This is a genomic window from Paenisporosarcina sp. P5_A11, from assembly GCF_056400705.1.
Genome location: NZ_JBFUKT010000104.1, coordinates 1 through 11,143, shown reverse-complemented (window position 1 = coordinate 11,143; position 11,143 = coordinate 1). Strand labels below are relative to the sequence as shown.

At 38.0% G+C, this 11,143-nt stretch carries 11 protein-coding genes; all 11 read left to right on the top strand.

Going from position 1 to position 11,143, the window contains the following annotated elements:
- The first annotated feature begins 109 nt into the window (after nucleotides 1-109).
- A complete protein-coding gene (locus AC1DOS_RS13430) occupies nucleotides 110-907 on the top strand; it encodes a DUF3388 domain-containing protein (RefSeq protein ID WP_108584697.1) in 798 nt (265 codons plus the stop codon).
- Nucleotides 908-923: 16 nt separating this feature from the next.
- A complete protein-coding gene (locus tag AC1DOS_RS13425; RefSeq protein WP_108584699.1) occupies nucleotides 924-1,787 on the top strand; it encodes a helix-turn-helix domain-containing protein in 864 nt (287 codons plus the stop codon).
- 49 nt (nucleotides 1,788-1,836) lie between these two features.
- Nucleotides 1,837-2,415, top strand: a complete 579-nt coding sequence (pgsA, locus tag AC1DOS_RS13420) for a CDP-diacylglycerol--glycerol-3-phosphate 3-phosphatidyltransferase (RefSeq protein ID WP_477537915.1) — start codon at nucleotides 1,837-1,839, stop codon at nucleotides 2,413-2,415.
- Between the two features lie 14 nt (nucleotides 2,416-2,429).
- Nucleotides 2,430-3,680, top strand: a complete 1,251-nt coding sequence (locus tag AC1DOS_RS13415; protein ID WP_477537914.1) for a competence/damage-inducible protein A — start codon at nucleotides 2,430-2,432, stop codon at nucleotides 3,678-3,680.
- Between the two features lie 239 nt (nucleotides 3,681-3,919).
- Entirely contained in the window at nucleotides 3,920-4,975 is a 1,056-nt protein-coding gene (gene recA, locus AC1DOS_RS13410) for a recombinase RecA (protein ID WP_108584704.1), read from the top strand.
- A gap of 206 nt (nucleotides 4,976-5,181) precedes the next feature.
- Nucleotides 5,182-6,741, top strand: a complete 1,560-nt coding sequence (gene rny / locus AC1DOS_RS13405) for a ribonuclease Y (protein WP_108584706.1) — start codon at nucleotides 5,182-5,184, stop codon at nucleotides 6,739-6,741.
- Nucleotides 6,742-6,799: 58 nt separating this feature from the next.
- Complete coding sequence (locus AC1DOS_RS13400) at nucleotides 6,800-7,597, top strand: TIGR00282 family metallophosphoesterase (RefSeq protein ID WP_108584708.1); 798 nt, start codon at nucleotides 6,800-6,802, stop codon at nucleotides 7,595-7,597.
- 87 nt (nucleotides 7,598-7,684) lie between these two features.
- On the top strand, nucleotides 7,685-7,954 hold the full coding sequence (locus tag AC1DOS_RS13395; protein WP_024534957.1) for a stage V sporulation protein S: 270 nt from the start codon (nucleotides 7,685-7,687) through the stop codon (nucleotides 7,952-7,954).
- A gap of 215 nt (nucleotides 7,955-8,169) precedes the next feature.
- On the top strand, nucleotides 8,170-9,711 hold the full coding sequence (miaB, locus tag AC1DOS_RS13390; protein ID WP_477537913.1) for a tRNA (N6-isopentenyl adenosine(37)-C2)-methylthiotransferase MiaB: 1,542 nt from the start codon (nucleotides 8,170-8,172) through the stop codon (nucleotides 9,709-9,711).
- Nucleotides 9,708-10,142 carry a YlbF/YmcA family competence regulator gene (locus AC1DOS_RS13385; RefSeq protein WP_108584711.1) on the top strand — a complete coding sequence of 145 codons (435 nt, stop codon included), beginning with the start codon at nucleotides 9,708-9,710 and terminating at the stop codon, nucleotides 10,140-10,142. Before miaB ends, AC1DOS_RS13385 begins: the two co-directional genes overlap by 4 nt.
- 877 nt (nucleotides 10,143-11,019) lie before the next feature.
- The coding region (gene cotE, locus AC1DOS_RS13380; protein ID WP_477537916.1) for an outer spore coat protein CotE at nucleotides 11,020-11,143 on the top strand (124 nt) is incomplete at its 3' end.

Sequence of the window (11,143 nt, the reverse complement as noted above, 5' to 3'; positions counted from 1 at the left end):
TGATAGAACCTAGAGCATTTTAAAACGTCATATTATAGAATGGCGACTTGAAAGTCTTAAAAATTAAGACTTGCTCTGTTAAAAAGATAGACAGAAAGGTCGTTACAATATGCGCGAATGGTATTTTGAATACGAAATACAAAAAAATCGACCAGGATTACTCGGAGACATTGCCTCATTACTAGGAATGCTTCGTGTGAATATCGTTACGATTAACGGTGTGGACCAGGGAAGACGAGGGATGTTACTTCGTGCAGAAGATGATGAGCAGATTGAACGTTTTGAATTAATTGTTTCTACGATGGATACTATTCGTGTAACTAAATTCCGAGAACCTAAATTACGTGATATTTTAGCAATTAGACACGGACGATACATACAGAGAGATGTCGATGATCGCAAAACATTCCGTTTTGTTCGGGATGAGTTAGGTCTTTTGGTTGATTTCATGGCAGAATTGTTTAAACAAGAAGGACACAAATTAATCGGGATTCGTGGGATGCCTCGTGTAGGGAAAACAGAATCAGTTGTTGCAGCTAGTGTTAGTGCGAATAAAAAATGGGTGTTTTTATCTTCGACCATGATTAAACAGACTGTAAGAAGTCGGTTAGCAGGAGACGAATTTAGCGATAACAATATTTTTATTTTAGATGGAATTGTTACAAAACAATCAACAGATGAACGTCATTTACAATTAGTACGTGAAATGATGCGTCTTCCTTCAATTAAAGTTGTAGAACATCCAGACATGTTTATTCAACAGTCGGATTACACAATTGAAGACTTTGACTATATTATTGAACTGAGACATGAACCAGATGAAGTAATTACGTATGAAATGATGGAAAAAAACCAGATGATGTCTGAAAGAGGTAGTTTTGATGGCTTCGGTGGTTTTAATTTTTAACAGGCAGGTGTTTTAGTTGACTGAATTAGCAACTCGTCTGAAAGAGGCGAGAACGGCAAAAGGATATAGTTTAGACGACTTACAAGAAATTACGAAAATTCAAAAACGTTATCTGGCCGGTATCGAAGAGGGCAACTACAGCATGATGCCTGGTCCGTTTTATGTTCGTGCATTTATTAAGCAATACGCTGATGCAGTTGGTTTAGATTCAGATGAATTGCTAGAGTCATATAAACAAGAAGTACCCTCTTCTACCACAGAAGAAGTACGACATAGTATTACATCTTCACCTTCAAGAAGTAGATCCTTATCTAAATCTTCGAACCAATTAGGCGATATTTTCCCAATGATCGTTGTTGCTTTATTTATTATTATTGGTATCGTGATTTTTTGGGTCTTCTATCAAAATATAGCGAATAAACCAGATCCAGCTGCAAGTGATACTGAACAACCAGTATCACTTGACGAGCCTGAAACAAAAGGTGAGACTTCGTCTCCAGACGATTCTGAAAAAGAAGAAACTGCAGAAGAAGAAATTCTTGTAGAAGAAACAAAGCAAACGATTGAAATGGGAACAATTGATGGTGAAACAACGAATTATTCACTTTCAGGATCGGATACAAAGTCATTGAAAATCGTCGCTCGTGGTAGAGCTTGGGTCGGTGTTCAGAATCAATCAGGAGTAGAATTGCTCGGTCGTGAATTAGCAGAAGGTGAAACGGTTACACTAGATTTAAGTGATGCTCAAACTGCTCGTATTCGAGTTGGTGCAGCACCTCAAATAGATGTGTTTATTAATGATGAAAAAGTCGAGTATGGTACACCACCTACTGACAGAGTTACTCAAAATATGATGATTCAATTTACTAAACCGCAATAGTCATCTCTAACAAGATGGCTATTTTCTTTGAATCGAAAGGAGAAAAATAATGAATATACCAAATCAAATTACAGTTTCACGAATTATCATGATTCCAATATTTGTCGTTTTTATGCTTGTTGACTTTGGCTGGAAAGAGGTTACATTTCTAGGAGCTACTTTACCGGTTGAACACTTGATTGGAGCAATTATCTTTATTTTTGCAGCAGTGACTGACTTTATCGATGGTTATTATGCACGTAAACATAACTTAGTTACCAACATGGGTAAATTTTTAGATCCACTTGCTGATAAATTATTAGTTTCTGCTGCTCTTATTATTTTAGTTGAGCTAGGGTTTGCTCCTACATGGGTTGTAATTTTAATTATTAGTCGTGAATTCGCAGTGACAGGACTTCGTTTGATTTTAGCCGACGAAGGAGAAGTTGTCGCAGCGAAGCAACTTGGGAAAATTAAAATGTGGACGCAAATTATCGCGATTTCTGCTTTGCTACTACATAATATCGTTTTCGAAATGTTCTCTATTCCTTTCGCTACCATTATGTTGTATGTATCGTTATTCTTTACAGTCTGGTCTGGCTGGGATTATTTCTATGCGAACCGACGTGTTTTACTTGATTCAAAATAGGGGTGTGATTATTCATGAATGCTGAAATTATTGCTGTAGGATCCGAACTATTATTAGGTCAAATCACAAATACAAATGCTCGTTACATTTCGAGTCAGTTAGCTGAACTTGGTGTCAATGTGTATTATCACACTGTAGTAGGTGATAATGCTGAGCGCTTAGAGCAAGCCATCGAGTTAGCTGAGTCTCGAGCAGACTTGATTATTTTCTCGGGTGGTCTTGGGCCAACAAAAGACGATTTGACTAAAGAAACGATTGCAAGACATCTTGGGACCGAGCTTGTTATGGACCAAACTGCGATGTTGTCAATTGAAGCATTTTTTCAACGTGTAAATCGTCCGATGACTGAAAATAATAAAAAACAAGCACTCGTATTAGATGGCTGTAAGGTATTAGAGAATAAAAACGGTATGGCTCCAGGTATGTTGTATTCACATGGAAACCATACTTATATTCTTCTTCCTGGTCCACCGAAAGAAATGGAACCGATGTTTCAATTAGAAGCAAAACCATTATTAGCTACTTTATTAAATCATGGAGATATTATCGTTTCTCAGGTATTGCGGTTTTATGGGATTGGTGAAGCAGAACTCGAAACAAAAATCATGGATTTATTAGAAACACAAACAAATCCGACAATAGCTCCTCTTGCTTCTGATGGTGAAGTCACTCTACGTATAACAGCTAAAACGACAACCGAAGAAGAAGCTCAGCGATTAATTCATGAAACACAACAACTGTTATTATCACGTGTAGGTGACTACTTATATGGTTACAATGATGATTCTCTAGCTTCAAGTACAACGAAACTTTTAATAGAACAAGGACTGACTATTTCTGCAGCGGAAAGTTTAACAGCGGGACTGTTTCAATCAGAATTAGCTGCTATTCCAGGAGTTGGCTCAACCTTATTAGGTGGCATGGTTACATATGCAGTTGATGCGAAAGTGAACCAACTAGGTGTATCCAGAGAAATTATTGAACAATACGGAGTTGTAAGTGCTGAATGTGCAACTGCAATGGCTACACAAGTGAAAACAATGTTCAAATCGGATATTGGGGTAGCCTTAACAGGTGTTGCAGGACCACTCGAACTTGAAAATAAGCCTGCGGGAACAGTATGGATTGCGATTATTCTTCCAAACGATGAAGTCGTGACTCATGAATTGCATTTAAGCGATATGCGGAATACCAATCGGTTACGAGCTGTAAAACGTACGCTTCATTATTTAATACAGCTGTTAACACGTAATAAGAGCCTTTAAAATAAGAAATAATGATTTTTTTAAAATTACTTTTAGCTTTAAATTAATAAGCAAAATTTAATTTTGAAGGATAATAATAGCGTAAAATTGAAATTTGGACCGTTTTCGAGGTTCAAATTTTTATTTTGGCTAAAAATAAAGCGAATGAACGTTCGCTTTTTTCTTGTGTATTTCTCATAAACCAAGTATAGTAGAGACAGAAGTTAAATTTGAGTTTGAAATTAGAGGAGGAACCATTCTTGAGCGATCGTAAAGCAGCGTTAGACATGGCGTTAAAACAAATTGAAAAACAATTTGGTAAAGGTTCAATTATGAAATTAGGCGAAAAAACGGATCGTGAAATCTTAACGACATCTAGTGGCTCGCTTGCACTTGATGTAGCACTTGGTGTAGGTGGATATCCACGAGGCCGTATTATTGAAATTTATGGACCAGAAAGTTCTGGTAAAACTACTGTTTCTCTTCATGCGATTGCAGAAGCACAAGCAGCAGGTGGCCAGGCAGCATTTATTGACGTTGAGCATGCACTAGATCCTGTTTACGCTCAAAACTTAGGTGTTAATATTGATGAGTTATTATTGTCACAACCAGATACAGGAGAACAAGCTTTAGAAATCGTAGAAGCACTAGTACGAAGTGGTGCTGTTGATATTATCGTTATTGACTCCGTAGCAGCTCTTGTGCCAAAAGCGGAAATTGAAGGAGAAATGGGAGATTCCCATATTGGTCTTCAAGCTCGACTAATGTCTCAAGCTTTACGTAAATTATCAGGAGCAATTAGTAAATCTAAGACAACTGCTATTTTCATTAACCAAATTCGTGAAAAAGTAGGCGTTATGTTCGGTAACCCTGAAGTGACACCTGGTGGACGTGCGTTGAAGTTCTATAGTTCAGTTCGATTAGAAGTTCGTCGCGCAGAAACGATTAAATCTGGAAATGAATTCATGGGGAATAAAACAAAAATTAAAATCGTTAAAAATAAAGTAGCTCCACCTTTCCGTACTGCAGAAGTTGATATCATGTATGGATCAGGAATTTCACGAGAAGGTGAAATCGTCGATTTAGGTGTAGAAATGGATATCGTTAATAAAAGTGGTTCTTGGTATGCATATAATGACGATCGTCTTGGTCAAGGGCGTGAAAATGCAAAACAATTCCTTAAAGAGAACGATGCAACGCGTAATGAAATTGCTCAAAAGATTAGAGCTGCTTACGGAATGATGGCAACTGCCTACACGATTGCCGCTCATGACGAAGAAGAGGAAGAAGAATTTGAGTTATTACTAGATAAATAAGTTTCATGTAATAGCCTGCCGTAATTCGGTAGGCTATTTTTACTTTAGTAACACTTGTGTATCCTTGACAGAGTATTTTTACATCTATACAATTAAACTTGTATAATCTCTTAAATGAAAACCATTTGGCAGTATATTGGATCCTTCCATATATGAGCCACCTGAAAATGAAAATGAAAATGAAATAAGCAAGAGGAGGTGTTCAAATGCTACTTGAAATAATCATCTCCGCTTTGCTTGGTCTTGTCGTCGGTACCTTTGTTAGCTACTTTTTTATTAAAAATGTGAACGATTCAAAAGTGACTGGTGCGAAGCAGTCAGCTGTTCTCATCGTAGATGAGGCGAAGCGCGAAGCGGAAGCTCTTAAAAAAGAAGCATTACTAGAAGCAAAAGATGAAACTCACAAATTAAGATCTGAAGCAGAATCTGACATCCGTGAACGCCGAGCTGAACTGCAAAAACAGGAAAATCGGTACTTACAAAGAGAAGAAAACCTTGATCGTAAGGATGATGCTCTTAACAAAAGAGAAGCGGGTTTTGAGCGCAAAGAAGACGCGCTAACTGAGAGACAACAACATATCGAGCAGATGGAAAGCAAAGTGGCTGAACTAGTTGCTAAACAACAAACAGAACTTGAACGCATTTCTGCATTAACACGTGAAGAAGCAAGAGGCATTATTCTACACCAAGTAGAGAATGAATTAGCAACTGACATCGCAGTGATGACGAAAGAATCTGAAACGCGTGCGAAAGAAGAGTCTGATAAAAAGGCTCGTGAAATCCTTTCATTAGCAATACAACGTTTTGCTGCAGATCATGTAGCTGAGACAACAGTCTCGGTCGTCAATTTGCCAAATGATGAAATGAAAGGTCGCATCATTGGTCGTGAAGGCCGTAACATCCGTACGCTCGAAACATTGACAGGAATTGATTTAATTATCGATGATACTCCTGAAGCTGTTATTCTTTCAGGCTTTGATCCAATCCGTCGTGAAACAGCTCGTTTGGCACTTGAAAAATTAGTCCAAGATGGCCGTATTCACCCTGCACGTATTGAAGAAATGGTTGAAAAGTCAAGACGCGAAGTCGATGAACAAATTAGAGAAATTGGTGAACAAACCACATTCGATGTGGGAGTTCATAATTTACATCCTGATTTAATAAAAATTATGGGTCGTATGCGATATCGTACAAGTTATGGACAAAACGTACTGAAACACTCTAAAGAAGTCGCATTTTTAGCTGGCTTATTGGCAGCTGAACTTGGTGAAGATGTAACACTTGCTCGTCGTGCAGGATTACTACATGATATCGGGAAAGCCATCGACCACGAAGTGGAAGGTAGCCACGTTGAAATCGGTGTAGAACTTGCAACGAAATACAAGGAACATCCAGTAGTCATTAACAGTATTGCATCACATCATGGTGATACAGAAGCAACATCTGTCATTGCTGTTCTTGTTGCTGCAGCAGATGCATTATCAGCAGCACGCCCTGGGGCACGTAGTGAAACTTTAGAAAATTACATTCGCCGTCTAGAGAAACTGGAAGAAATTTCAGAGTCTTATGATGGTGTTGAAAAATCATTTGCCATTCAAGCAGGTCGTGAAATTCGTATCATGGTACGTCCAGAGCAAATCGATGATATTACAGCACATCGTTTAGCGCGTGACATCCGTAAACGAATTGAAGAAGAAATGGATTATCCGGGACATATTAAAGTAACGGTGATTCGTGAAACACGTGCTGTTGAATACGCTAAATAAATAAAAAAGGGCTTCATTTTGAAGCCTTTTTTTATTGGAAACGAAAGAAGGAATGAAAATGAAAGTATTATTTATTGGAGATATTGTAGGATCAATTGGTCGCGATACACTAGAAGACTATTTACCAAGATTAAAAAGAAAATATCAACCAGATGTCGTTATTGCAAATGGTGAAAATGCAGCATCTGGACGTGGGATCACAAAAAAGATATTTCAAGACTTGTTATTTATGGGCGTTGACGTTGTAACGATGGGGAATCATACATGGGATCAAAAAGAAATTTTTGATTTTATTGATGATACCGATTATTTAATTCGACCAGCAAACTTTTCAGATGACGCTCCTGGTAAAGGAATGACCAGCGTGACGAAGAATGGTCATACGCTATCAGTCATTAACTTACATGGTCGGACTTTTTTACCTCCTCACGATGATCCATTTAAAAAAGTAACTGAACTCGTAAATGAAGCAAAGGAACTATCTCCCCTGATCTTTGTTGATTTCCATGCCGAAGCAACGAGTGAAAAAATTGCAATGGGTTGGCATTTAGATGGAGAAGTATCTGCTGTAGTAGGGACTCATACACATGTCCAAACAGCAGATGCTCGTATTTTTCCAAACGGTACGGCGTACATTACAGACGTAGGTATGACAGGACCTTATGATGGTGTACTCGGAATGAAGAAGGAAGATGTATTGTATCGTTTCAAAACAAACATGCCTGTGCGTTTTGAAGTGCCAAAAACAGGACGATCTGTACTCAGCGGATTTTTTGTGGAACTAGACAACCAAACAGGGAAAGCCATTTCTTTTGAACGTGTTTATATTAATGAAGATTATCCATTCAAAGGATAACTTCTTCTAACCCTCTTTGAACTTGCATATAGTGATTTATGGACAGAATAATTGTCCAACGGTCAGCAAGGACAAGGAGGAATCGTAGTGGAAACTTTAAAAGTATCTTCAAAATCAAATCCGAATTCAGTGGCAGGTGCATTAGTGGCAGTTATTCGTGAAAAAGGGTATGCAGAGATGCAAGCAGTTGGAGCAGGAGCACTGAATCAAGCTGTAAAAGCAGTAGCTATAGCACGTGGCTTTGTCGCACCGAGTGGGTCCGATTTAATTTGCTCACCTGCATTTACTGATATCGTAATCTCTGGTGAAGACCGAACAGCTATTAAACTGTTAGTTGAAAAACGTACACGAACTTAATTAAAAAACCCAATCTCAAAAGGATTGGGTTTTTTCTTGTTTGCTTTTAGGAGAAGAGAATACATACACAATTGATTTTTCTTTGAAAATTCACAGTTTCTTTGTCGAAACATCGACAATTGAAGTGAGTATCTTGTATGAATGACTAGGGTGTAAGTATAATAGAAGAATGAAGTTTTCGTCTAATGTGTCAACATGATGAAAGGGGTTTTCTAATGAATGAAGAACAACGCATACATACCTCGCAAGTAAAAGAAGTAAAGAATAAAACAGAAAAAGATTATAGCCAATATTTCCAATCTGTTTACGTTCAACCCTCTTTAAAAGAAGCAAAGAAACGTGGAAAAGAAGATATTGCTTATCATAAAGATTTTACTATTAATGCTGAATTTTTAGGTATGGGGAACGGTCGTAAGTTTTTCATTCGAACATTCGGATGTCAAATGAATGAGCATGATACTGAAGTTATGGCTGGCATATTCATAAATTTAGGGTACACGTCTACAGAAAATGTTCAAGAAGCTAATGTAATATTGCTTAACACATGTGCGATCCGAGAGAATGCTGAAAATAAAGTGTTTGGCGAACTGGGACACTATAAAAAAATTAAACGTGACAATCCAGATGTGCTAATTGGTGTTTGTGGATGCATGTCCCAAGAGGAATCTGTTGTCAATAAAATATTAAAAACTTATAATCAAGTCGATATGATTTTTGGTACGCACAATATTCACCGATTACCAAACATTTTAAATGAAGCATATCTTTCAAAAGAGATGGTAATTGAAGTGTGGTCAAAAGAAGGCGATGTCATTGAAAGCTTACCAAAAGTTCGTCGTGGTACAATAAAAGCCTGGGTCAATATTATGTATGGTTGCGATAAGTTTTGTACGTACTGTATTGTTCCATACACACGTGGAAAAGAGCGCAGTCGCCGACCAGAAGATATCATTCAAGAAATTAGGCAGCTAGCGGCGCAAGGATACAAAGAAGTCACATTGCTGGGACAAAATGTAAATGCCTACGGTAAAGACTTTGATGATATCACTTACCGCCTTGGAGATTTAATGAATGATCTCCGTCAAGTTGATTTGCCTCGTATTCGTTTTACGACTAGCCATCCACGCGATTTTGATGATTATTTAATCGAAGTCCTTGCAAAACGTGGTAATTTAGTTGAACATATTCATTTACCTGTTCAGTCAGGGTCATCAAGTATGTTAAAGTTAATGGCTAGAAAATATAGTCGTGAACAATATTTAGAGTTAGTTCGTAAAATCAAAGTCGCTTTACCTGATGCGTCCTTAACGACTGATATCATTGTGGGGTTCCCAAATGAAACGGACGAGCAGTTTGAAGAAACCATGTCGTTATATGAAGAAGTGGGATTCGAACACGCTTTTACGTATATTTATTCACCACGTGATGGTACGCCAGCCGCAAAAATGGAAGACAACGTATCAATGGAAGTGAAAAAACAACGGTTACAACGTTTGAATAGCCTTGTTAACGACTTATCAGCAAAAGCCATGAGTGCATATGAGGGGCAAATTGTTGAAGTTTTAGTAGAAGGTGAAAGTAGAAGAAATCCAGAAGTACTAGCGGGTTACACAAGAACAAGTAAGCTTGTAAACTTTGTCGGTAGTAATGACATCATTGGCAAACTTGCACGAGTAAAAATAACAAATACAAAAACATGGTCATTAGAAGGCGAATTAATTGAAGTCGTTTCTGGCCAAGAAGTGGGTGTCTCATGACAACGAAATACACAAAAGAAGATATAATTACAAAAGCAAAAGAAATCGCAGAAATGATTGCGCAAACAGAAGAAGTTGATTTCTTCAAACGTGCAGAAGCACAAATTAATGAAAACCAAAAAATTCGCGAAAAAATTGCGAGTTTAAAGAGCCTTCAAAAACAAGCGGTTAACTTCCAACAATACGGTAAAGAAAAAGCATTATCGTTAATCGAAGGTAAAATTGAGAAGATTGAAGAAGAAATTGATGATCTTCCAATTGTTCAAGAGTTTAAACAATCACAAGGTGATGTTAACGACTTATTGCAACTAGTTGCAAACACAATTTCAAATAACGTAACAAACCAAATTATCGAATCAACAGAAGGCGATGTACTGCGCGGTGAAACTGGCTCAAGAGTACAAAACACTAAGCCAGGTAGTTGTTCATAAAACCATAAGAAAACTGTTTCCTCTTAATCGAGGAAACAGTTTTTTCATTGTCCAGGTTGACGAAGTGTAGCGCCAGGTTGACGCAAGAGCACTACAGGTTGTACAAAATCTGGAAATTCTTTCGTACTGAACGGAAGTTTACTCAACTCAAACCTTCATTATGTCTTCAGAAAAAAATACAGCAAGTAAGCGTCCCAAGCGACCTGAAATCCCTTTATTACTCAGGTTTCCAGGGAGCTTTGGAAAGCACCCTGCTACATCTATACCTAATGTTTTGTTCTATAGTTCATGGTGCAGCAGGGAAAGCGTCCGGAGAGACCTGGAAACCTGTATGTGTCAGTGGAATTTATTAGGATGAAACGCTTCCCTTTCATCCTACATTCTTTAACGAAAGCCACGAAAGTATCATTCACAGAAAAGTGAGAGGGGGTCTAAGCCCGGTGACTCCCGTTTAGATTGTGTACCATAGTAATTAACACGTTGATCGTCCAGGTTGCAAGGGAGCTCTATAGCTCATGGTGCAGAAGGAAAAGCGTAAGGAGAGGACTGAGAACCTATCTTCGTCAGTGTAACGCAGCATGTATGTGTAGAAAGTGATTTACGTACCTCACACGTAAATTTAACGTCATAGGGGTCACACGCCTAGCTAACCATAAGAAAAGTCGCAAAACGAAGCGTGTAGCCCTTATTTTACTCCTATACTCATTTGCGCCAGATTCCAAATGATAGGTCTTGGCACTGTACTTAACGGTCATTAATTACAAGAGTCGTTCTTCAAAAGTATATGTCAAACAAAAATAAAGCTTTAAACTTTTCTGTTCACCTAATGGGCACATCCTGCATATCATGAAAAAGAATCGAACGAAGGAGGATGGCTTTGAAATATGTCCGTCAAATCGTAACGAAAGCAGTCGTGGCGAAAGGTAAAAAGAGAGCAGAAGCTTGTGAAACATTACGTCCACCAAATAACCCTTCTAGCATATTAGGGTGCTGGGTTATTA

Bases quoted from the DNA above. Each gene is read 5' to 3' on its own strand.
- AC1DOS_RS13430 (WP_108584697.1), top strand. From the start codon at position 110: ATGCGCGAATGGTATTTTGAATACGAAATACAAAAAAATCGACCAGGA.
- pgsA (WP_477537915.1), top strand. From the start codon at position 1,837: ATGAATATACCAAATCAAATTACAGTTTCACGAATTATCATGATTCCA.
- AC1DOS_RS13415 (WP_477537914.1), top strand. From the start codon at position 2,430: ATGAATGCTGAAATTATTGCTGTAGGATCCGAACTATTATTAGGTCAA.
- rny (WP_108584706.1), top strand. From the start codon at position 5,182: ATGCTACTTGAAATAATCATCTCCGCTTTGCTTGGTCTTGTCGTCGGT.
- AC1DOS_RS13400 (WP_108584708.1), top strand. From the start codon at position 6,800: ATGAAAGTATTATTTATTGGAGATATTGTAGGATCAATTGGTCGCGAT.
- miaB (WP_477537913.1), top strand. From the start codon at position 8,170: ATGAATGAAGAACAACGCATACATACCTCGCAAGTAAAAGAAGTAAAG.
- AC1DOS_RS13385 (WP_108584711.1), top strand. From the start codon at position 9,708: ATGACAACGAAATACACAAAAGAAGATATAATTACAAAAGCAAAAGAA.